We start from the raw sequence: 22300 nt of genomic DNA on the forward strand, positions 1-22300 counted from the left end.
GACTTTCTGCCACATGAACAGGGCGACCAGTTGTCGCTCGTGTCGGACGGACGACATTTGCTGTTCGACAGAGTGCGCCGGCAGACCCGCTCCGATTACTCGCGCAGGCGCCATCCGGTGCGGAAGATCACCGTGATGATGACGACGCACAGCGCGAGGAAGCCGAGCGTCAGGCCGAGCGACACGGCAATCGGCACATCGGCGGTGCCATAGAAGGTCCAACGCAGTCCGCTCACCAGAAAGGCGATGGGATTGGCGAGCGCCACCGCATCCCACGGCGCGGGCAGATCGCGGATCGAATAGAAAGTGCCGCCCAGAAATGTCAGCGGCGTAAGGAGCAGCAGCGGGATGATACCCAGCTTCTCGAACGAATCGGCCCAAATGCCCAGGATGAAGCCGAACAGCGCGAAACTGGACGCCACCAGCATGATGTAGAACGCGGCGAACACCGGATGGGCGATCTGGTAATCCACAAACAAAGTCGCCGTGGCGAGGATGATCGCAGCAAGGATCAGCCCCTTGGTCATTGCCGCGCCGACGAATCCCGCCAGCGTCTCGGCCACACCGACCGGCGCGGACAGCAATTCGTAGATCGTGCCGGTGAAGCGCGGCATGTAGATGCCGAAGCTGGCATTGCTGGTGGTTTCGCCCAGCAGGGTCAGCATCAGCAGGCCGGGAATGATGAAAGCGCCGTAAGGCACCCCGCCGATCGGCTCCATCCGAGCGCCGATCACCGATCCGAACACCACGAAATAAAGCGAAGTGGTCAGCACCGGCGAAAGGATCGACTGGAACGCCGTGCGGAAGGCGCGGCTCATTTCGCGGCGGTAGATCGCATAGGCGCTGCGGACGTTGAAATGCATCACGCGGCCCGCCCTTCGCCCAGCAGTCCGACGAAGATATCCTCCAGCGAGGAATCGTGGATATCGAGGCTGAGATATTCGATGCCTGCGCGGGTCAATGCCTGGGCCAGCTGCGCCACCTGAGCGCGGCCTCCGCCCTGCCCGTTTCCGCCGCGATAGGTCAGGCACGTGCGGCCGGCGTCCAGTTCGACCGGGAAAGCGGCGATTTCCGGCGGCAAGGCAGCGAGCGGCGCGGCCAGCGCGATCACAGCTTCGGTGGTGCCCAAGCGCTCCATCATTGCGCGCTTTTCATCGACCATCAGGATGCGACCGCCCTGAATGATGCCGACGCGATCGGCCATCTCCTCGGCCTCCTCGATATAATGGGTGGTGAGGATGATGGTGACGCCACGTTCTTTCAGCGCAGCGATCTGCTGCCACATGCTTTTTCTGAGCTCCACGTCCACGCCTGCGGTGGGTTCATCGAGGAACAGCAGTTCGGGGTCATGCGCCAGCGCCTTGGCGATCAGCACCCGGCGCTTCATCCCGCCCGAAAGCGCACGGATCTGCGCATCGCGCTTGTCCCACAGCGAGAGGCCTTTGAGGATATCCTCAAGCCGCTCGGCATCATAGGGTTTGCCGAACAGGCCCTGCGAGTAAGCGACCGCGCGCCAGACCGTCTCGAACATGTCGGTGGCGAGTTCCTGCGGCACCAGCCCGATCCGCGCCCTCGCCCGCCGCCAGTCGCGCGCAAGATCGTGCCCGAAGGCGGTCATCGTGCCGCTGCTGGGCCGCACCAGCCCGCACACCGCACCGATCAGCGTGGTCTTGCCCGCACCGTTCGGACCGAGCAGCGCGAAAATCTCACCCTTGCGGATCGACAGATCGACGTTGTCGAGCGCCCGCGTGCCGCCCTTGTAGACCTTCGACAGGCCGCTGATTTCGAGAATGGATTCGGGCATGCACCAGTGGCTAGGGCAGCAGCAGCGATGAGTCACCATAGGAATAGAAACGATATTCGTTGGCGATGGCGTGGGTATAGGCTGCCATCATCCGTTCGCGCCCCATCAGCGCACTGACCAGCATCATCAGCGTCGATTTGGGCAGGTGGAAATTGGTCATCAACCCGTCGACGGCGCGGAGTTTGTAACCGGGCGTGATGAAAATGGCCGTGTCCCCCGCGAACGGTTGAATGATCCCGCTTTCATCGACCGCGCTTTCCAGCAGGCGCAGCGAGGTGGTGCCGACCGCTATGATCCGCCCCCCCTTGGCTCGCGCTTCGTTGAGCTGTGTGGCGGTGGCCTGTGAAATGCGCCCGAATTCGGCGTGCATCCGGTGGTCGTCGGTGTCCTCCGCCTTCACGGGCAGAAACGTGCCTGCCCCGACATGCAGCGTCAGCATTGCCCGGCCGATTCCGCGCGCGTCCAGCGCATCGACCAGCCTCTGGGTGAAATGCAGCGAGGCGGTGGGGGCCGCCACTGCGCCCTTCTCCGCCGCGAACATCGTCTGGTAATCTTCGAGATCTTGATGGTCGACCCCGCGTTTGGAGGCGATGTAGGGCGGCAGCGGCATGGTGCCTGCCCGGTCGAGCAACACTTCGACCGGTTCCTCGCCTTCGAACAGCAGCGTGATGGATCCATCATCATGGCGCTGCTCGGCAAGGGCGGTCACACCGCCGCCGAACACCAGCGTATCGCCCAGTTTCACCCGTTTGGCATTGCGGATGAAAGCCTGCCAGCGACGCAGATCGATCCGCTTGTGCAGCGTTGCGCCAATCTTCGCTTCGCCGTCCGCACGGCGACCTTCGAGCTGGGCGGGAATCACACGGGTATCGTTGAACACCAGCACATCGCCGGGGTTGAGCAGATCAGGCAGATCGCGAACGCCCCAGTCTTCGAACGGCCGATCCTCGAACGGTGCATCAGCCCCGCGCACCACCAGCATCCGCGCCGCATCGCGCGGACGGACCGGACGCAAGGCGATGCGTTCCGGCGGAAGCTCGAAATCGAACAGGTCAACTTTCATGGGCAGCGCGCCTAGCGCGGCGCGGCATCCACGAAAAGGACTTTAGCTCAGCGGGCTGCTCAGCATATCGGCAGTGATCGGCGCCGTGTCGACCGGAGCAGCCGGTGGAGGCGGCGGCGGCACGTTGTCGCTCGCCAGCGAGGCTTGCACGATATAGGTCGGATCGGCGGGCGGCTCGCCGCGATTGATCGCGTCCACCGCGTCCATGTTCTCGATCACGCGGCCGAAATTGGTGTAATTCTTGTCGAGACTGAAGCGCGGATAGAACACGATGAAGAACTGGCTGTTGGCGCTGTCTTCCTCGCTCGCGCGGGCCATCGACACCGTGCCGCGCACATGCGGCATCGGATTGAACTCAGCCTCCAGGTCGGGCAGGTCCGAAGCGCCCTGACCGGTGCCGGTGGGATCGCCGCCCTGCGCCATGAAGCCTTCGATCACGCGGTGGAAGATCACGCCGCTGTAAAAGCCGTCGCGGGTCAGCTTCTTGATCCGTTCGACATGGGCGGGCGCCCAGTCGGCCATCAGCCGGATTTTGACCCGTTCGCCGTTCGATAGATCGAGCACCCAGACATTCTCCGGCTCGACGGCAGGATCATAGTTGATCGGTCCGAAGCGGCGCGGCGCGGCGACGGCGGCTTCAGCCTCGTCCTCGTCGTCCTTGTCGACATTATCGCCGAAAGCGACCGGAGGCGTATCATCGCGTTGTTGCTGCGCCAGCGCGGGATGCGCCGATGCAAGCAGGAAAAGCGCGCCAAGGGCGGTAGGGAGCGTGGCTTTGATCATCATTTCTTCCGTAGCAGACGCGCCGTGTAACCATGCCGGGCTGACACTTCAATGAACGAAGCGACGGGCTGTCGACAAGGCGGGTTCAATAATCGCCCTTCAAGCCCAGTTCGCGGACCCGCGCCTCGACTTCGGTACACACCGGCGGACTGACGAACCGCGCTATATCCCCGCCATACAGCGCAATTTCCTTGACCAGTTTCGACGCGATCGGCTGGAGCGAGACATCCGCCATCAGGAACACGGTTTCGATGTCGTCGTCGAGCTGCTGGTTCATGCCGGCCATCTGATATTCGTATTCGAAATCGGCGACGGCCCGCAGCCCGCGAATGATGACGCTGGCGCCCTGTTTCTGCGCGAACTTCACCAGCAGCGCGTTGAACCCCACCACCTCGACATTGCCGAGGCCCAGATTGGCGACCTCGCGTTCGACCATGCGGAAGCGTTCCTCGGTCGAGAACATCGGGTTCTTCGATGGATTGGTGGTGACCCCGATGATCAGCCAGTCGACCAGCTTCGACCCGCGCCGGATGATGTCGGCGTGGCCCAGGGTGATGGGATCGAAAGTTCCGGGATAGATCCCGACGCGGCGTGTCATCGCGGTTGTCCTTGTGGCTTGAGGGGATCAGCGATCCCGCTCGACGATATAGCGGGCCAGCGCGCGCAGGATGTCGGCTTCGGGGCCGTATGATGCGAGCCGCAGCACTGCCTGATCGACCAGTGCGCGCGCCTGTTCGCGGGCCTTGTCCGCACCCATCAAGGTGACGAAGGTCTGTTTGCCCTGTTCGTCGTCCTTGCGCAGCGCCTTGCCCGCCTTTTCCTCGTCACCCACCACATCAAGCAGGTCGTCGGCGATCTGGAACGCGAGCCCGATGTCGCGGGCATAGGCGCGCAAGTGCGCCCGGCCCTGCGGTGCGACCCGGCCCAGAATCGCGCCCATTTCAACACTGGCGGCCAGCAGCGCGCCGGTTTTCAGCTGTTGCAGGCGGGTGATGGTGTGAAGGTCATAGGTCACGCCTTCCTCGTCCGCGACCATATCCATCATCTGCCCGCCGGCCATGCCGTGCATCCCCGATGCCTTGCCCAGCGTGGCGATCAGTTCGGAACGCACGAAGGGGTCCGCGCTGGTTTCGTCATCGGCCAGAACCTCGAACGCCAGCGCGTGGAGCGCATCGCCCGCCAGCACTGCGGTCGCCTCGTCATAGACCTTGTGCAAGGTCGGTTTGCCGTGGCGCAGATCGTCATTGTCCATGCACGGCAGATCATCGTGGATCAGCGAATAGACATGGATCGCCTCGATCGCCGCGCCCGCCCGCAGCGCGGCATCGCGAGACACGCCGAACAGGCTGGCGGTGCTGCACACCAGCAACGGGCGCACCCGCTTGCCCCCGCCAATCGCGGCATAGCGCATCGCCTCGACCAGACGCGCGCTGGTATCGTCCGGTACCGGCAACAGCGCATCGAACAGTGAATCGATATCGGCCTGAACGCTTGCGATCGCGTCGCTCAGCATACTGCCCCCCGTTTGCGCCAGCATCACGTCAGCTTTCCGCGTCGAACGGCCGAGTGCCCGCCGCGCGGCCATCGGCACCGGTCACGATCTTCTCGATCCGCGCCTGCGCCGCATCGAGCCGTTGCTGGCACGCAAGCCGTAGCGCCTCGCCGCGTTCGTACAGGCTGATCGACTGATCGAGGGGCACGTCGCCGCGTTCGAGCTGCTGCACGATCTGTTCGAGCGCGGCCAGCGCCTGCTCGAAGCTCATTTTCGATATATCCGGCTGTGCCGCCGGTGATGCTGTGCCCTCGTCCATGGTCATGAGCATTGACGAGGCAAGCCTGCCCGGTCAAGGCTGCCAGTAGTGGGCGGGGCTACGAAACAGGGAATTGCAGACAGATGTTGAAATGGATCATCGCCTACGTGACGGCGGCTATCGCCTTTGGTGTGCTGGATGCGATCTGGCTGCGCTGGGCGGCGGGAAACCTCTATCGTCCGGTGATCGGCGACATCATGGCCAAGGATTTCAACGTCGCTGCAGCCGGGGTGTTCTATCTGATCTACCTCGCCGGGATGACCTGGTTCGCGATCAAGCCGGGCCTCGATAGCGGTACGGTGCAGGCTGCGGTGCTCAACGGCATTCTGCTGGGCGCGCTGTGCTATGCCACTTTCGACCTAACGTCGCAGGCCGTGTTCAAGGTGTGGGCGACCCATATCAGTGTTCTCGACATCCTGTGGGGCGCATTCGCGACCGGCATGGCGAGCGGGATTGCCACCTATGTCGCGCTGCGGTTCGCCCCTTCGGTGATGCCCGCCTGACATGTTCATCGGTCACTTCGCTCCGGCCCTTGTCGCCGCTGCAGTCAGCCCGCGCAGCCCGCGGCTCGGCACGCTGTTCGTTGCCGCGCAGCTGATCGATTGGGGATTTTTCGGGCTCGCGCTGATCGGGGTCGAAAAGCTGCGGGTCGATCCCGGTGCGAGCGTGATGGTACCGCTCGATCTCTATCACATGCCCTATACCCACAGCCTGCTGGGCGCCGGAATCTGGGCGCTGGCCTGCCTGCTGGTGGTGGCACTGGCCCAGCGCGATGCATTTGCCGGAGTTCTGGCGGGACTGGTGGTGGTTTCGCACTGGTTGCTCGACTGGCTGGTGCATGTACCCGATCTCACCATCAACGGCGATCCGCCCAAGCTGGGGCTGGGATTGTGGAACTACCCGGCTGTCGCAATGCCGCTGGAACTGCTGCTGGTGGGCGGCGCTTTTGCGTTCTACGTGCGCCGCACGCGCGGCCCGCTCGGCCCGCCGCTGGTGCTCTTGGGAGTGATGCTGCTGTTGCAGGCGGTCAACTGGTTCGGCCCGCATCCCGAACAGGCGGGCGCGTTGCTGTATCTGCAGGCGTTGCTAGCCTTTGCTATCATGACCGCCCTTGCGCTGTGGGTGGGGGAGAATCGCTGGTTCCAGAAACGCGGCGGCTTGGCCTTCGGCGAGCAGTGATTTAGGGGGGCGGCCAAGGAGTCCCCACATGTCTGCCATTACCCCCGAAATCGTCGAACAGCACGGCCTCTCGCCCGAGGAATACGAGCGCGTCCTCGCCGCATTGGGCCGCGAGCCGAACCTCATCGAACTCGGCATCTTTTCGGTGATGTGGTCGGAGCATTGCAGCTACAAATCCTCGCGCCTGCACCTCAAGAAGCTGCCGACCGAAGCCCCGTGGGTGATCTGCGGACCGGGCGAGAACGCGGGCGTGATCGACATTGGCGATGGTCAGGCGGCGATCTTCAAGATGGAGAGCCACAACCACCCCTCCTATATCGAGCCCTATCAGGGCGCGGCGACGGGCGTGGGCGGCATTTTGCGCGATGTGTTCACCATGGGCGCGCGGCCCATCGCCAATGCCAACGCACTGCGATTCGGACGGCCCGAACACCCCAAGATGAAGCATCTGGTGCAAGGCGTGGTCGCGGGCATCGGCGGCTATGGCAATTGCGTCGGCGTGCCGACTGTGGCGGGCGAGACGAACTTCCACCCGGCTTACGACGGCAATATCCTCGTCAACGCGATGACGGTGGGCGTCGCCAATACCGACAAGATTTTCTACTCGGCGGCCACCGGCGTCGGCAATCCGATCGTCTATGTCGGCAGCAAGACCGGGCGCGACGGCATCCACGGCGCGACCATGGCGAGCGCCGATTTCGGCGAGGATGCCGAGGCCAAGCGCCCGACGGTGCAGGTCGGCGATCCGTTCACCGAAAAGCTGCTGATCGAAGCCTGCCTCGAACTGATGGCGACCGATGCAATCGTCGCGATTCAGGACATGGGCGCAGCGGGGCTGACCAGCTCCAGCGTCGAAATGGCGAGCAAGGGCGGCGCAGGCATCCGGCTCGACATGAACGCGGTGCCGTGCCGCGAGGAGGGCATGACCCCTTACGAGATGATGCTGTCAGAGAGCCAGGAACGGATGCTGATGGTGCTAAAGCCGGGCCGCGAGGCTGAGGCAGAGGCGATCTTCACCAAGTGGGAACTGGACTTCGCGGTGATCGGCGAGGTCACCGATGCGCTTGAAGACGGGGGCCACATGGTGCTCGAATTCAACGGCGAAGTCGTGTGCGACATCCCCCTCGCCCCGCTCGCCGATGATGCGCCGCTATACGACCGGCCCTATCTCTCCAAGGCCGAGTACAAGGCTTGGGCAGGTATCAAGCCGCTCGCCGAAGTGCCGGCGAGCGATGATATCGCTGCTGATCTGCTGACCATGATGGGTTCGCCCGATCTCGCATCGCGGCGCTGGATTGCGGAACAGTACGATTCGCAGGTTGGCGCGGATACGCTCCAGACCGGCGGCGATGCGGGCGTGGTGCGGGTGCACGGCACCGGCAAGGCGCTGGCAATCACCACCGATTGCACCCCGCGCTACGTGTTCGCCGACCCCTATGAAGGCGGCAAGCAGGCGATTGCCGAGGCTTACCGCAACCTGTGCGCGGTCGGCGCGCGGCCGCTGGCGGTGACCAATTGCCTCAACTTCGCCAACCCGCAGCGCCCCGAAATCATGGCCCAGATCGTGCACGCATTGGAGGGCATGGGCGATGCCTGCCGCGCGCTCGATTTCCCGATCGTGTCGGGCAATGTCAGCCTTTACAACGAATCGAAGGCGACCGGCGGCGGCAGCGCAATCCTGCCCACCCCGGCCATCGGCGGCGTCGGCATCATCAACGATTTGTCGAAGATGATGACAATGCACTTCAAGGCTGCGGGTGATGCGATCTACCTCGTCGGGCCGGAGTTCTGGGCCAAGCCCGATCCGACGCGTTCGCATCTCGGTCGTTCGCTGTGGCTCAAGATCATCAAGGGGCTGGAGGACGGCCGCACCCCGCCCACCGATCTGGTGGTCGAGCGCACTGCGGGCGCGATTATCCACGAGTTGATCGCCGATGGGCTGGTGAATGCCGTGCACGATCTGTCCGACGGCGGGCTGGCCGTGGCGCTGGCCGAGATGGCGCTGGCAGGCGGCATCGGGGCGGACGCCGATCTGGCGGGCAACCCCGATTACACCCCCGCGCAGTGGTGGTTCGGTGAGGATCAGGGCCGCTATCTGGTGACAGTGCCCGATGTGGCGGCGCTCAATGCCGCGCTCGCCAAGGGCACCCGTGACGAGGACACCGCGCAGATCGGGTTCCAGCGGATCGGCACTGTCGGCGGCGGCGATGTGCTGGGCATCCCGCTCAGCGAACTGCGCGCCGCGAACCAGCGGTTCTTCGATGATTGGATGGAGGGGTAAAAGGCGCGCCTTAAGCGGCCTGCGCCCCTGCCCCGCCCAGCGTCAGCTGTTCACGCATGGTGCCTTCGCTTTCGAGGGTCGCGAGGCACTGCCGGTACACTTCGGGCAGGCCGATATTCAGCCGCGCCCGCGCTACATCGATATCTTCGCGCATCAGCGCGGCGATGTCCTGATGCGAAATCTTGGCCGCAGCTTTGCCCAGCCGGCGCCCTTCCTTGATCGCGGCAAAGATCGGCGCTTTCGTGCCGCTCATCTTCTTGATCTGGCGCGCACCGGCATAGGCGATGAACAGAATGCCGGTGTTGTGGTTCTGCTGGTAGCTGAAGGCGAGCAGACTGGTTTCGCCCAGCGCGTCGCGCCCATAACCGCTCAGCACATGGAACAGATCATGCGTGTCGCGCAGGCGATCGAAATACCACTGGGTCAGGTCGCGCGGCAGATTTTCGGGCGGCGCCCACTTGTGACTTTCCGCCACCAGACCGGCTGCTGACAGCCCTTCGCGCTTCATGAAGGCGATGTAATGCGCCGCCACCGTGTTCGGCCCGCAATCGGCCCAACGATCGTGATCGTCGAGCATCGCGGGAATATCGACCTTGTTACGCAGGAAACGCTGGCCTTCAGGCGAGGTGATGAAATCCCGCGCCTGTGCATGGCTGCGCCTGCCCTTGGTCGCTTCGATGATGTGGAACACCTGCTCGGTGTCCTCCTTGTCCTCGACCAGCTTGCCGAAATGGTGCAGCACCTTGAGCGGACGAAAGCCCGAAACCTTGCGGTCCGGGGCAACCAGCGGAAGATCGAGCAGGGCCATCGTGTAACGTCCTTCATTCGAGTCGCGAACCGGGTCCGCGTTGCCTTACTTACATTGATGTCAGTATAGTGTCCAATCCCTTGTTGATCGAGGTCAAAAGCGTGCCCATGCCCGAACCCGAACCAATCCCCTACACCCTGCCCCGCCTTACCGACGCCGAGGGCATTGCCCGCGCCAAGGCGATGGCCGAAAGCCTCAAGCAGCGCCGCACCTGTCGCTGGTTTGCCGCCGATCCGGTGCCGCGGGAGATTATCGAAGCGGCAATCACCGCCGCAGGCAGCGCGCCAAGCGGGGCCAACCACCAGCCATGGCACTTCGCCGTGGTCGCATCGCCCGAAAAGAAGCGCGCGATTCGCGAATCCGCCGAGGCCGAAGAGCGGCGGTTCTACGGGGCGGACGGGGATTATCCCAAGGCTTCGGCAGAATGGCTCGCCGCGCTGGCCGATCTCGGGACGGACGCAGACAAGCCGTTCCTTGAGACCGCGCCTTACCTCATCGTGGTGTTCGCGCAGCGCAAGGGCGGCATCGACGAGGACGGGGCCACCCAGAACTACTACGTCAATGAAAGCGTCGGGATCGCTTGCGGCATGCTGCTGGCGACCTTGCACCAGGCCGGGCTGGCAACGCTGACCCACACGCCTTCCCCCATGGGGTTTCTGCGCGAGGTGTGCGGGCGTCCGGAATGGGAAAAGCCGGTGATGATCGTGGTTGCAGGCCACCCGGCGGCCGATGCCACCGTGCCGGCGAAAGCGCTGATCAAGAAGCCGCTGGCGCAGATCGCCAGCTGGCTCTGAACAGATTTAAGCCGCTGCCAATTCCTGCGACGTGTTCTCGCTGGAAAGCAGGTTGTAGGGATTGATCCCTTCGCTTTGCCAGATGCGATGGCATTCGCGATATTGCGTCGGCGCCGGGATATTCATCTGCGCGCGTACGCTCTCGAGCGGCTGCGCCAGCAGTGCGCGGATCGGCTGTTCGATCAGCCGCGGCGCGCCCTTGCCGGTGCGATGCGCCTGCCGCACAGCACCGAACACCGGTGCCTCGCTGCCCTTGACCATCTTCTTGATATTGGCCGCTCCGGCGTAACCGATCAGCAGGTGGCCCTGACTGGGCGACTGGCCGTGGGTGAACAGCAGCACACATTGTTCGCCCAGCGCGTCGCGGCCATAGCCGGTCAGAATGTGGAACAGATCATGGGTATCGCGCGACCGCTCCATGAACCACTGCACCAGATCGGGGTATTTGGGCCGACCGAGCCGCTCGGCCTCGGCCACAAGACCTGCGGCCGACAGCCCTTCGGCCTCCATGAAATCGCAATAGGCATGCGCCAGACTGCCCTTGGGCGTGCGGCGCAGCGCGACGTGATCGTCGAGAATTTCGGGCAGGCGCGGCTCGGTGCGGCGCAGTTGTTCGCCATGATCGGACAATGCCAGCTCCGCCACCCGCGGCAGGAAGGTGCGCGAAGGCAGCGATTCGAAAATCTTGAACACCAGGCTGGTGTCTTCCTTGTCCGCGATCAGCAGGCGAAAGTTCTTCCAGGCGCGCAACGGGCGATAGCGCGGCGGCACCCGGTCAGGGTGGCGCAGAACCGTCCCGTCGGCGGCGAACATCTGGCTGTACTCTGCGGCGGTGGCGGTCATTAGCTTTGGTCCTGATTGGCGTGCGGGGAATGCCACGGAATGCTTACATCAGTGTAAATAAGCGATTCGCGTCCCGAATCAAAACCCTTTCTTCGATGGACTGCCCCTCACGCGTGACCGGACGGCGCCCGATCAGGCCGCGCGCCACTCCTTGCGCGGGATCCCAAGCAGACTCAGCACCGCGCTCAGATCACCATGATCGACCCGGCCGTTGGCGGCCGCGCGTGCCTTGGGCTTGGCGCGATAGGCAAAGCCGTAAGTGGCCGCTTCGATCATCGGGATGTCATTGGCGCCGTCGCCAGTGGCAATGCTGATGCGGCCCTCGCCCGCTTCCTCGCGCAGCACTTGCGCCTTCACACCGCTGTCGACGATTCCGCCCAGCAATCCGCCGGTAAGCCGTCCGCCTGCAACTTCGAGCCGGTTGCCCACCACCCGGTCGAACCCGAGCATTTCGCCCACCGGATCGGCGAAGTGGTGAAACCCGCCGGTCACCAAGACCGTGCGCGCACCATGCGCGGCTAGTGTCGCCACCAGCGCCCGCGCGCCTGGCGTGGGGGTGATCCGCTCGTCGAGACAGGTGCTTACCGCGCTTTCCTCGAGCCCTTCGAGCAGAGCGACACGTTCGCGCAGTGCGGCGACAAAATCGAGTTCCCCCTGCATCGCGCGCTCGGTGATGGCGGCGATTTGCGGCTTCAATCCCGCGTAATCCGCCAGTTCGTCGATGCATTCCTGCCCGATCATGGTCGAATCCATGTCCGATACGAACACTTTGGGCATTTCGATGGTATCGCGGCTCACCAGCATATCGGCGGGTGCAAAGTGGCGGTCGATTGCGGCCAGCACCGTGTCCGGCTCACCGGTGGCAAAGCGCATTTCCAGCACTTCCTCGCCCGCCAGCAGCGCCGCCGAGGCGAGCGCCGCGCCCTCGCCCTTCAGCGCATCGACCATTGCATCGAGACGTGTTTCCCTTGTCGCTGCGTCTGCTATCAGCCGGGCTATGAGCATCGTCACATCTCCACCTTTACCGCTGGCGCTCATTGCAGGGCCGACCGCCAGCGGCAAGAGCGCGATTGCGCTCGCCCTCGCCCATCGCCTGGCCGAAGCCGGGCGTACGGGTGTGGTCATCAACGCCGACAGCGCGCAGGTCTATGCCGACCTGCAAGTTCTGTCCGCGCGCCCGTCCGAGGATGAGATGGAGGGGATCGAACACCGCCTGTTCGGCGCGTGGGACGGCGCGGAGGCGTGCTCGGCAGCGGCGTGGGCGACGCGGGCAAAGGCCGAAATCGCCGATTGCCACGCGGCCGGTGCGGTGCCGATCCTTGTCGGCGGGACGGGCCTATATCTCAAGGTGCTGCTCGAAGGCATTGCCCCTATCCCGGAAATCGACCCCGACGTGCGCGCAACGGTGCGCGCGATGACGCAGGATGCCGCCTACAAGCTGCTGCAGATCGAAGATCCGCAGCGCGCCGCCGAACTCGATCCTGGCGACGGCCAGCGCATCGCCCGCGCGCTCGAGGTCAAGCGCTCGACCGGCGTGACGCTGGGCGATTGGCAGCTGGCGAAGGCGGGCGGGATCGGGGAGGAAGTGACGCTCCATCCGCTGATCCTGCTTCCCGACCGTGCATGGCTCTATTCGCGCTGCGACCAGCGGTTCGAGGCGATGCTGCGATCCGGCGCGGTCGCAGAGGTGGAGGCACTGCTGGCACGCGATCTCGACCCGGATCTGCCGGTGATGCGCGCCATTGGCGTGCCGGAAATCGCCGCTTTTCTGGCCAGCGATCTGACCGAGGCGGACATGATCGCCGCCGGACAGCAGGCCACACGCAACTATGCCAAGCGGCAATTCACATGGTTCCGGCGCCAGCCCCCCGGGGAATGGCCCCGGGTCGCGCCTGAAGCCGAATTCGAATATATCGACATTGACGAGCATTTCGCATCAATATTGCGCGATTAGGGGTTGACCCGTCAGATTATAACCGATAGCGGCAATCTCACTCGGCCCGATGCGCTCCCCCCCCTGCGTCGGGCCGGTTTTGTTGGTATAGCCGACGCCTCTTTTGCGATGATGGAGTTCCCCGTGCCCGGCCAGCCGGATCATGCCCGACCAGACACTGCCCCGATCAGCGGCGCGGCGATCCTTGTGCAATGCCTGATAGAGCAGGGTGTCGAATTCGTGTTCGGCTATCCCGGCGGCGCAGTACTGCCGATCTATGACGAACTTTTCGGTGATGAGCGTATTCGCCACATCCTCGTCCGGCATGAAGCAGGCGCGGCCCACGCGGCGGAAGGCTATGCCCGCGCCACCGGCAAGCCCGGCGTGGTGCTGGTCACCTCCGGCCCCGGCGCGACCAATGCCATCACCGGGATTGCCGATGCATGGATGGATTCGATCCCGCTGGTGGTCATCACCGGCCAGGTGCCGACCGCGCTGATCGGGACCGACGCGTTTCAGGAAGCCGACACCATCGGCATCACGCGCCACTGCACCAAGCATAATTATCTGGTCAAAGACCCGGCCGATCTCGCCGCGACGATCGAAGAGGCGTTCCGCATCGCCACCACAGGCCGCCCCGGCCCGGTGGTGATCGACATTCCCAAGGACGTGCAGATAGCGGTTCCCTCGACCCGCCGCGCGTTCCTGCGTCCCGGCTCGCACCGTTATGCGCCGCAGACGGTCGCGCCTGCCGAGCAGATCATAGAAGCGATCGACATGATCGCCGCTGCCGAACGTCCGATCTTCTACACCGGCGGCGGGGTGATCAATTCCGGCCCGCAAGCGAGCGAATTGCTGCGGCAGCTGCAGGACATCACCGGCGCGCCGGTCACTTCGACGCTGATGGGCCTCGGCTCATTTCCAAGCGTACATCCCGATTGGCTGGGGATGCTGGGGATGCACGGCACCTACGAAGCCAACATGGCGATGAACAAGGCCGACGTGATGGTCTGCATCGGCGCGCGCTTCGATGACCGGGTGACGGGCAGGCTCGATGCGTTCAGCCCTGATTCCAAGAAGATCCACATCGATATCGACCGGTCATCGATCAACAAGACGGTGCCGGTCGAACTCGGCATCGTCGGCGATTGCGGCACGGTTCTGGGCCAGATGATCGAGGCATGGGGAGATCGCAAACCCCGCGATCTGGGCGACTGGAAGGCGCGGATTGCAGGCTGGCGCGCACGCGAATGCCTTGCCTATCCCGAACGGTCGGTGAAGCACCCGAACATGATCATGCCGCAAAAGGCGGTCGAACGGCTTTACGCCCTCACTCACAAGCAAAAGCCGATCATCTCGACCGAAGTGGGCCAGCACCAGATGTGGGCGGCGCAGTATTTCCGCTTCGACGATCCCAACAAGTGGCTGACCAGCGGCGGCCTCGGCACGATGGGATACGGCCTCCCTGCCGCCATCGGGGCGCAGCTGGGCCACCCCGATGCGCTGGTGATCGACATTGCGGGCGAGGCGAGCATCCAGATGAACATTCAGGAACTGGGCACCGCCAGCCAGTATCGCCTGCCGGTGAAGGTGTTCATCCTCAACAACGAATATATGGGCATGGTCCGCCAGTGGCAGGAACTGACCTATGAAAGCCGCTATTCGAACTCCTATTCCGACAGCCTGCCCGATTTCGTCCGACTGGCCGAGGCTTACGGCTGGAAGGGCATCCGCATCCACGACGAAAGCGAGCTTGATGAAGGCATCGCCGCGATGCTCGCGCATGATGGGCCGGTGATGGTCGATTGCCTCGTCGCGCAGGATGCCAACTGCCTGCCGATGATCCCCAGCGGGGCAGCACACACCGACATGCTGCTGTACGGCGACACGGTCGAAGGCACGATGGACGACGAAGCCAAGGCGCTCGTTTGATGCCTTACTGGGTTTTCGTACCGGTCGTCGCTGCGATCTGGTTGGTCGTTCTCGGCATCCGTGAATTCAGACGCAAGGATCATGCTTGGGGGATGATCGACATCGTGATTGCCGTAAGCCTGCTCCTGATCCCGATCCCGAGCCATTCCGTCACAATCGATCTGCCGAGCCAGCAACCATGAAAATCACCGAAGCAGCTTCCGAGCGCCATGTGCTCGCCGTCACGGTCGATAATGAACCGGGGATCCTCGCCAAGATCACCGGGCTGTTTACCGCGCGTGGATACAACATCGACAGCCTGACCGTGGCCGACATTACCGAAGACCATGCCCTTAGCCGCATCACCATCGTTACCAACGGGCCGCCGCAGGTGATCGACCAGATCGAGGCGCAGCTGGAACGGTTGGTGCCGGTGCACAAGGTCGTCGACCTCACCACCGCCGGCCCGCATGTCGAGCGCGAACTGGCGCTGATCAAGGTCACCGGCACGGGCGAGAAGCGGGTGGAGGCGCTGCGGCTCGCCGATATCTTCCGCGCGCGGCCCGTCGACACCACCACCGGAAGCTTCATCTTCGAAATCACCGGCCCGCCCGACAAGGTCGACAGCTTCATCGCCCTGATGCGCGAACTGGGGCTGGTCGAAGTCGGCCGCACCGGCATCGTCGGAATGCTGCGCGGGGCCGATGGGGCCTGAACAAATTCACTGAATACAATGTATAAGAGAGAACATTGATGAAAGTCTATTACGACGCCGACGCCGATCTCGATCTGATCAAGCCCAAGAAAGTCGCGATCGTCGGCTATGGCAGCCAAGGCCACGCCCACGCCCAGAACCTGCGCGACAGCGGCGTTGCCGAAGTCGCCATTGCGCTGCGCGAAGGTTCGGCCACCGCCAAGAAGGTCGAAGCCGCCGGGTTCAAGGTGCTCACCAACACCGCCGCCGCTCAATGGGCTGACGTATTGATGATCCTCGCGCCGGACGAACATCAGGCGGGCATCTGGGAAAACGACATCAAGGGCCACATGAAGCCCGGCAGCGCGCTGGCCTTTGCGCACGGCCTCAACATCCATTTCGGCCTGATCGAAGCGCCGTCGGACATCGACGTCATCATGATCGCGCCCAAGGGGCCGGGCCACACCGTCCGCTCCGAATACGTGCGCGGCGGCGGCGTGCCCTGCCTGATCGCGATCCATCAGGATGCGAGCGGCGCGGCGCATGATGTTGCGCTTGCTTATGCCAGCGCCGTCGGCGGCGGGCGTTCGGGCATTATCGAAACCAACTTCAAGGAAGAATGCGAAACAGATCTGTTCGGTGAACAGGCGGTGCTGTGCGGCGGAATCACGCACCTGATCCAGGCCGGTTTCGAAACGTTGGTCGAAGCCGGATACGCCCCCGAAATGGCCTATTTCGAATGCCTCCACGAAACCAAGCTGATCGTCGATCTGCTGTATGAAGGCGGCATCGCCAACATGCGCTATTCGATCAGCAACACCGCCGAATATGGCGACATCACCACAGGCCCGCGCATCATCACCGATGAAACCAAGGCCGAAATGAAGCGCGTGCTGGCGGATATCCAGTCGGGCCGCTTCGTGAAAAACTTCGTGCTCGATAACCGCGCCGGCCAGCCCGAGCTCAAGGCCGCCCGCAAGGCTGCAGAAGCGCACCCGATCGAAAAGACCGGGGCGGAGCTGCGCGCCATGATGCCGTGGATCGGTGCGAACAAGCTGGTCGACAAGTCGAAGAACTGACAGCGGAACTGAAGGTGTGTCTCGTTCATTGCTGGACGAGACACACTCCAGGAGACAGCCGCTATGAAAAGAATCGCCCTTGCCGCCGCCGCCACGATGCTCGCCGTGACCGGGGGCATCGCCGCAGCCCCCGCCATCTTCGCGCAGGGCGCTCCGCAGGTGCCGGGCCAGCAGGATCCGGCCCGCGTGACTGCCGGAACCTACTCCGCCGATCCCGCTCACTCGCTGATCACGTTCGAGGTCAACCACTTCGGCTTCAACGATTATTACGGCATCTTCGGCGATGTTGCCGGAACGCTGGTGATCGACCCGGCCAATCCGGAAGCCGCGATGGTCGACGTCACGATCCCGGTCGCCAGTGTCACCACCGCCAGCAAGGGGTTGACCGACCACCTGCTGCGTCCGGCGAAGGATGGCGGCAGCCCCGATTTCTTCGGAGCCGAACCCGCCCCTGCCCGCTTCGTTTCGACTGCGGTCGAAGTGGACGGCATGACCGCGATGATCACCGGCAACCTGACCTTGAACGGCGTTACCAAGCCGGTCACCTTCGAAGCCGAATTCACTGGCGCGGGGACGAACCCGATGAACAAGAAGGAAACCATCGGCTTCGAAGCCGAGACCGAGATCAAACGCTCCGATTTCGGCGTGAACTACGGCATTCCGCTGGTCAGCGACGAGGTTGAACTCGATATCAGCGTGGCGTTTGAAAAGCAGTAAAAGCGCTCTCGACAGCAATCCGGCAATCGGGCAGGCAGCACGCCGATGCGCCTGACCGATTGCCACAATATCGACGATTTCCGGCGACTGGCCAAGGCCCGCCTGCCCTTTCCCGTGTTCGATTATATCGACGGGGCGGCGGATGACGAACTGACCAAGGCGCGTAACACGTCCGCTTTCGATAATGTCGATCTGGTGCCCGATGTGCTCGCCGGGGTAGAGGTGATCGATACCTCCTGCACCATTCTCGGCCGCAAATCCGCGCTGCCGCTGATGCTCTCGCCCACCGCAGTGCAACGCGCATTCCACTGGCAGGGGGAAACAGCCGTGGCGAAGGCGGCGGAGAAGTTCGGTCTGTGGTTCGGTATCTCCAGCCTTGCCACCCGCAGCATCGAGGAGATCGCCGCGCTGACCAGCGGTCCCAAGCTGTTCCAGCTTTACGTCCACAAGGACAAGGGCCTGAACACCCACATGATCGAACGCTGTAAGGCAGCAAAGTTCGATGCGCTGGCGCTGACGGTCGACACCATTGTTTCGGGCAAGCGCGAGCGGTGCCTGCGCAGCGGCTTCACCACCCCGCCGCGTTTCACCCCGGCCAGCATCCTCAGCTATGCTACCCGCCCGCGTTGGACGCTCGACTATGTCTTGCGCGAGAAATTCCGCCTCCCCAATCTCGACACCCACGTGTCCGAGGGCAGCGGCAAGGCGGTGAGCATCGCCGAATATTTCAACACCATGCTCGACACCGCGATGGATTGGGACACCGCTGCCGCGATCCGCCAGCAATGGGGCGGGACATTCGTGCTGAAGGGCGTGATGAGCGCCGCCGACGCCCGCCGCGCGGTCGACATCGGCGCCGATGCGATCATGATCTCCAACCACGGCGGCAGGCAGCTGGATGGCAGCCGCGCGCCGTATGACCAGCTACCCGAAATCGTCGATGCGGTGGGCGGCGAGATAGAGATCATCTGCGACGGCGGCGTGCGGCGCGGCACCCATGTCCTGAAAGCACTGGCGAGCGGCGCGACGGCGGCTTCGGGCGGGCGGCTTTACCTCTACGCGCTGGCCGCTGCCGGGCAGGACGGGGTCGAACGCGCGCTCGGCATTCTCAAGGACGAGATCGAGCGCGGAATGCGGCTGATGGGCGTCACGGGGGTGGCGCAGTTGACGACCGACCGGCTGCGATTCCGCGGCATGTCATAATCTTGCAATGCAAGGCGCGCTTGAGGCTGACAACTCTTCGAACGGATCGACACCATGCTCAAGATTTCGCCTGCCCTCCTCGCCCTGCCCCTTGCGCTGGCTCTGACCGCCTGCGGCAGCGAACCCGACCCCGTCGCCAATGATGCCGACAGTTTCGCCGCGCGGATCAATCAGAACGGCGGCGCGACACCCGCACCGCAAGGCACGGTCGCACCCAAAGTGGCCGAAACCCTGCCCGGCGCTGCGCCCGGTCCGTTCGCAGCCGGAACACTGACCGATCCCGCGTCGGCAAACTGCGGCGCGAACATGATGGGACCGTTCATCGGCAAGCCCGCCGACGATGCGACACGGACCGAAATCGTCAAGGCGCTGGGCCGCAGCGACAACCTGCGCTTCGTCGCCTACGGCACGCCTGGTTATGTGAACCCCGATGCCACCAACCCGCGCCTCAGCCTGATGCTGGACGCGCAGAATGTCATCGTCGACGCTCGCTGCGGCTGAGCAGCGGCCCGCGGGCGCTGGCAATCCGTGCTTGCGCGCGGCCCGGTAATCGGCAAAGACTGCTGCCCATGACGCGGAACGGAACCCTGCTGCTTCGACTTATGCGCCCTTGGGCGTAGGGCACCGCGCGCGAGGAACGCCGCGGCCCCGCTCCCAAGGGTGAACCGCCGCCAGCCTTCCTTTTCCACTACCGCGACGAGCCTCATTCCATGCCCATGCTCAAGGATCCTTCCGCCAAGTACCGTGCCTTCGGGCAGATCGACTTGCCCGGCCGCCAATGGCCATCGCGCCTGATCGAACAGGCCCCACGCTGGCTTTCGACCGACTTGCGCGACGGCAACCAGTCGATCATCGACCCGATGGACGCGGTGAAAAAGCGCCGCTTTTTCGATCTGCTGATCGACATTGGTGTCAAGGAAATCGAAGTCGGCTTCCCCAGTGCGGGCGCGACCGAGTTCGACTTCATTTCCGGCCTCGTGAAATCCGATGCGATCCCCGATGACGTGATCGTGCAGGTGCTCACCCAGAGCCGCGAAGACCTGATCCGCACCAGCTTCGCCAGTCTCGAAGGCGCGCGGGCAGCAATCGTGCACCTTTACAACGCCGTCAGCCCTGCATGGCGCGACATCGTGTTCCGGATGAGCCGGGAAGAGGTGAAAGCCATCGCCGTCGCCGGTGCCAAGGTGATGCGCGACGAGGCGGCGAAGCAGCCCGGCACCGAGTGGCATTTCCAGTATTCGCCCGAAACCTTCTCCACCGCCGAACTCGATTTCAGCATCGAGGTCTGCGCGGCAGTGATGGAGGTGCTGGCCCCCACGCCCGACCATCCGATCATCCTCAACCTGCCCGCCACGGTCGAGGCGGCGACCCCGAATATCTACGCCGACCAGATCGAATATTTCTGCCGCCACCTGCCCAACCGCGAGGCGGCGGTGATCAGTCTGCACACCCACAACGACCGCGGCACCGGGGTCGCGGCGGCGGAACTGGGGCTGATGGCAGGGGCTGACCGCGTCGAAGGCTGCCTGTTCGGCAATGGCGAGCGCACCGGCAATTGCTGCCTCGTGACCATGGCGCTCAACCTCTACAGCCAAGGCGTCGATCCGAAGCTGGATTTTTCCGACATCGACCGCGTGATCGCGACGGTGGAATATTGCAACGACCTCCCCGTGCATCAGCGCCACCCCTACGGCGGTGAGCTGGTCTACACCGCGTTTTCCGGCAGCCATCAGGACGCGATCAAGAAGGGTTTCGAGGCCCGCGACGCGCAGAACGACGAATATTGGCGCGTGCCCTATCTGCCGATCGATCCGGCTGACTTGGGGCGCAGTTACGAAGCGGTGATCCGGGTCAATTCGCAATCCGGCAAGGGCGGGTTTGCCTGGGTGCTGGAGAAGGACCAGGGCCTGAAACTCCCCAAAAAAATGCAGGCCGATTTCAGCGCCCACGTCCAGCGCATGGCGGACGCGTTGGGCCGCGAATTGAATGCCGCCGATATCTGGGATGCCTTCCGCAAGGCCTATCAGGTGCAGACCCACCCCAAGCATTTCCAGCTGGTTCGCTACGAGGAAAGCCGCAGTTCCGACGGCACGCGGATTTTCGCCGGGACCATCGCGGTCGACGGGGTCGAACAGAGCGTATCGGGGCGCGGCAACGGCCTGATCTCCAGCGTCATGGGCACCTTGCGCGAAGCCTTCGGCGTGGATCTCGAAGTCGCCGATTACACCGAACACGCGCTCGGCTCGGGCACGGATGCGCGCGCGGCGGCCTATCTGGAATGCCGGGCGGGCGATGGCCGCACGATCTGGGGCTGCGGCATCGACGAGGACGTGGCGACCGCCAGCGTGCGCGCGGTGCTTTCAGCCGCAAACGTCGCGGTTGCGCAAAGCGCCGCATAGACGCGCCTTACCTGCTTGCACCACGCGCAATTTCCGCGCAATCTTGCGGCCTGCGCATCAGACGCGGATCATGGGTGGGGGAGGCAAGCCGATGGAAGTGCTGGAACAAGGCCCCGCCACGCCGCTGCCACCGCCGCAGGTGGCGGGCGATCTGGCATTCGGCGATCTGGGCAAGGCGCTGGCCGCAGGCTGGCGCGACTTCCTCAGCATGCCGCAATACGGGATGTTCTTCGGCGGGGTTTATGTGCTGGCGGGCCTCGCAATCGGCTGGGCGACAGTGACCGGGGGCGAGCCGACCTGGCTGATCCCTGCAATGGCGGGTTTCCCGCTGGTCGCGCCCTTCGTAGCAGTCGGCCTTTATGAAGCGAGCCGTCGGCGCGAGGCTGGCGAGGCAATCGGCTGGCGCGCGGTGCTGGGGGCGCTGAAGGGGCATGACGACGACCAGATCCTGTCGATGGGAGTGATCGTGTTCGTCGCCTTTTCGTTCTGGATGATCGTGGCGCACGCGATCTTCGCGGTGTTCATGGCCGAAAGCGGTATGGGCGGGGAATCGCTCGCCGCTCTGCTCACACCGGCGGGTCTGATGATGCTGGCGGTCGGCAGCGTGGTCGGCGCGGTGATGGCATTCGCGTTCTATGCGATGACAGTCATCAGCCTGCCGATGCTGGTCGAACGCAAGGTCGATTTTCTCACCGCGATCATCGCCAGCTTTAAAACCGTGCGCGGCAATTTCGCGGTGATGCTGGCCTGGGCGGCGATCATCGCGGCGGTGTTGTTTGCAGCGATGATCCCGGCGTTTCTCGGCCTGATGGTGGCGCTGCCGGTGCTCGGCCATGCGACCTGGCACCTCTATCGCCGTGCGGTTGTTTAGGCATTTCCTACCGCCAGACCGCTCCCTACCAGAAGAGGCATGACGCGCGCCGTTCGAACCATTAGAGCTAACTGGATAAAGAGCGGCGCGGGGCGGCGGGTTTTCTGTTCCTGAACAGTGTCTCATG

At 63.9% G+C, this 22300-nt stretch carries 24 protein-coding genes; 14 read left to right on the forward strand and 10 right to left on the reverse strand.

Annotated elements, in window-relative coordinates; all coding sequences use genetic code 11:
• Nucleotides 1-95: 95 nt before the first annotated feature.
• The 7 genes from Q0L48_RS02400 to Q0L48_RS02430 all read right to left on the reverse strand — a co-directional run bounded on the left by Q0L48_RS02400 (nt 96) and on the right by Q0L48_RS02430 (nt 5473).
• Nucleotides 96-863, reverse strand: coding sequence for an ABC transporter permease (locus Q0L48_RS02400; RefSeq protein ID WP_296716776.1), 768 nt, complete (start codon nt 861-863; stop codon nt 96-98).
• On the reverse strand, nt 863-1804 hold the full coding sequence (locus tag Q0L48_RS02405; protein WP_296716779.1) for an ABC transporter ATP-binding protein: 942 nt from the start codon (nt 1802-1804) through the stop codon (nt 863-865). Before Q0L48_RS02405 ends, Q0L48_RS02400 begins: the two co-directional genes overlap by 1 nt.
• Before the next feature lie 10 nt (nt 1805-1814).
• Nucleotides 1815-2867 (reverse strand): tRNA preQ1(34) S-adenosylmethionine ribosyltransferase-isomerase QueA, encoded by a 1053-nt coding sequence (queA, locus tag Q0L48_RS02410; RefSeq protein ID WP_296716782.1) that lies wholly within the window; start codon nt 2865-2867, stop codon nt 1815-1817.
• A 42-nt stretch (nt 2868-2909) separates the two neighbouring features.
• Complete coding sequence (locus tag Q0L48_RS02415; RefSeq protein ID WP_296716785.1) at nt 2910-3650, reverse strand: peptidylprolyl isomerase; 741 nt, start codon at nt 3648-3650, stop codon at nt 2910-2912.
• Between the two features lie 85 nt (nt 3651-3735).
• Complete coding sequence (gene coaD / locus Q0L48_RS02420; protein WP_296716787.1) at nt 3736-4248, reverse strand: pantetheine-phosphate adenylyltransferase; 513 nt, start codon at nt 4246-4248, stop codon at nt 3736-3738.
• 27 nt (nt 4249-4275) lie between these two features.
• Complete coding sequence (locus tag Q0L48_RS02425; protein WP_296716790.1) at nt 4276-5187, reverse strand: polyprenyl synthetase family protein; 912 nt, start codon at nt 5185-5187, stop codon at nt 4276-4278.
• 4 nt (nt 5188-5191) lie between these two features.
• Nucleotides 5192-5473, reverse strand: coding sequence for an exodeoxyribonuclease VII small subunit (locus Q0L48_RS02430; protein WP_296716792.1), 282 nt, complete (start codon nt 5471-5473; stop codon nt 5192-5194).
• A 71-nt stretch (nt 5474-5544) separates the two neighbouring features.
• On the opposite strand from Q0L48_RS02430, the gene Q0L48_RS02435 reads away from it, so the two are divergent.
• The 3 genes from Q0L48_RS02435 to purL are packed head-to-tail and all read left to right on the forward strand — an operon-like array spanning nt 5545 to nt 8921.
• Entirely contained in the window at nt 5545-5964 is a 420-nt protein-coding gene (locus Q0L48_RS02435) for a DUF2177 family protein (RefSeq protein WP_296716794.1), read from the forward strand.
• 1 nt (nt 5965) lies between these two features.
• Entirely contained in the window at nt 5966-6640 is a 675-nt protein-coding gene (locus Q0L48_RS02440) for a hypothetical protein (RefSeq protein ID WP_296716795.1), read from the forward strand.
• 28 nt (nt 6641-6668) lie between these two features.
• A complete protein-coding gene (gene purL / locus Q0L48_RS02445; RefSeq protein WP_296716796.1) occupies nt 6669-8921 on the forward strand; it encodes a phosphoribosylformylglycinamidine synthase subunit PurL in 2253 nt (750 codons plus the stop codon).
• A 10-nt stretch (nt 8922-8931) separates the two neighbouring features.
• Here purL and Q0L48_RS02450 read toward each other — a convergent pair whose 3' ends face one another.
• Nucleotides 8932-9729 carry a Coq4 family protein gene (locus Q0L48_RS02450; RefSeq protein WP_296716798.1) on the reverse strand — a complete coding sequence of 266 codons (798 nt, stop codon included), beginning with the start codon at nt 9727-9729 and terminating at the stop codon, nt 8932-8934.
• Between the two features lie 107 nt (nt 9730-9836).
• Here Q0L48_RS02450 and Q0L48_RS02455 point away from each other — a divergent pair, with 107 nt between their 5' ends.
• Nucleotides 9837-10523 (forward strand): nitroreductase family protein, encoded by a 687-nt coding sequence (locus Q0L48_RS02455; RefSeq protein ID WP_296716801.1) that lies wholly within the window; start codon nt 9837-9839, stop codon nt 10521-10523.
• A 6-nt stretch (nt 10524-10529) separates the two neighbouring features.
• Here Q0L48_RS02455 and Q0L48_RS02460 read toward each other — a convergent pair whose 3' ends face one another.
• Together Q0L48_RS02460 and serB are read right to left on the reverse strand one after the other, a co-directional pair.
• Nucleotides 10530-11366: a Coq4 family protein gene (locus Q0L48_RS02460; RefSeq protein ID WP_296716803.1), complete on the reverse strand. Its 837-nt coding sequence runs from the start codon at nt 11364-11366 to the stop codon at nt 10530-10532.
• 132 nt (nt 11367-11498) lie between these two features.
• Nucleotides 11499-12371 carry a phosphoserine phosphatase SerB gene (gene serB, locus Q0L48_RS02465; RefSeq protein ID WP_296717111.1) on the reverse strand — a complete coding sequence of 291 codons (873 nt, stop codon included), beginning with the start codon at nt 12369-12371 and terminating at the stop codon, nt 11499-11501.
• On the opposite strand from serB, the gene miaA reads away from it, so the two are divergent.
• From miaA to Q0L48_RS02515, 10 genes are all read left to right on the forward strand, one after another.
• Complete coding sequence (gene miaA, locus Q0L48_RS02470; RefSeq protein WP_296716806.1) at nt 12364-13320, forward strand: tRNA (adenosine(37)-N6)-dimethylallyltransferase MiaA; 957 nt, start codon at nt 12364-12366, stop codon at nt 13318-13320. The genes serB and miaA overlap by 8 nt on opposite strands.
• 165 nt (nt 13321-13485) lie before the next feature.
• Entirely contained in the window at nt 13486-15231 is a 1746-nt protein-coding gene (gene ilvB / locus Q0L48_RS02475) for a biosynthetic-type acetolactate synthase large subunit (RefSeq protein WP_296717113.1), read from the forward strand.
• Nucleotides 15231-15413: a hypothetical protein gene (locus tag Q0L48_RS02480; RefSeq protein WP_296716808.1), complete on the forward strand. Its 183-nt coding sequence runs from the start codon at nt 15231-15233 to the stop codon at nt 15411-15413. The genes ilvB and Q0L48_RS02480 overlap by 1 nt, the downstream gene beginning before the upstream one ends.
• Complete coding sequence (gene ilvN, locus Q0L48_RS02485; RefSeq protein ID WP_296716812.1) at nt 15410-15925, forward strand: acetolactate synthase small subunit; 516 nt, start codon at nt 15410-15412, stop codon at nt 15923-15925. The genes Q0L48_RS02480 and ilvN overlap by 4 nt, the downstream gene beginning before the upstream one ends.
• Nucleotides 15926-15963: 38 nt before the next feature.
• Nucleotides 15964-16983 carry a ketol-acid reductoisomerase gene (gene ilvC / locus Q0L48_RS02490; RefSeq protein ID WP_296716814.1) on the forward strand — a complete coding sequence of 340 codons (1020 nt, stop codon included), beginning with the start codon at nt 15964-15966 and terminating at the stop codon, nt 16981-16983.
• 63 nt (nt 16984-17046) lie between these two features.
• Nucleotides 17047-17700 carry a YceI family protein gene (locus tag Q0L48_RS02495; RefSeq protein ID WP_296716815.1) on the forward strand — a complete coding sequence of 218 codons (654 nt, stop codon included), beginning with the start codon at nt 17047-17049 and terminating at the stop codon, nt 17698-17700.
• A 45-nt stretch (nt 17701-17745) separates the two neighbouring features.
• Complete coding sequence (locus tag Q0L48_RS02500; protein ID WP_296716818.1) at nt 17746-18903, forward strand: alpha-hydroxy acid oxidase; 1158 nt, start codon at nt 17746-17748, stop codon at nt 18901-18903.
• 54 nt (nt 18904-18957) lie between these two features.
• Nucleotides 18958-19404 carry a hypothetical protein gene (locus Q0L48_RS02505; RefSeq protein ID WP_296716820.1) on the forward strand — a complete coding sequence of 149 codons (447 nt, stop codon included), beginning with the start codon at nt 18958-18960 and terminating at the stop codon, nt 19402-19404.
• A gap of 209 nt (nt 19405-19613) precedes the next feature.
• Nucleotides 19614-21302, forward strand: coding sequence for a 2-isopropylmalate synthase (gene leuA, locus Q0L48_RS02510; RefSeq protein ID WP_296716822.1), 1689 nt, complete (start codon nt 19614-19616; stop codon nt 21300-21302).
• Between the two features lie 91 nt (nt 21303-21393).
• Nucleotides 21394-22173, forward strand: a complete 780-nt coding sequence (locus tag Q0L48_RS02515; RefSeq protein ID WP_296716825.1) for a DUF2189 domain-containing protein — start codon at nt 21394-21396, stop codon at nt 22171-22173.
• The last annotated feature ends 127 nt before the right edge of the window (nt 22174-22300 follow it).

The organism is Erythrobacter sp. (assembly GCF_024305245.1).
In the GTDB taxonomy this organism is placed as follows: Bacteria; Pseudomonadota; Alphaproteobacteria; order Sphingomonadales; family Sphingomonadaceae; genus Erythrobacter.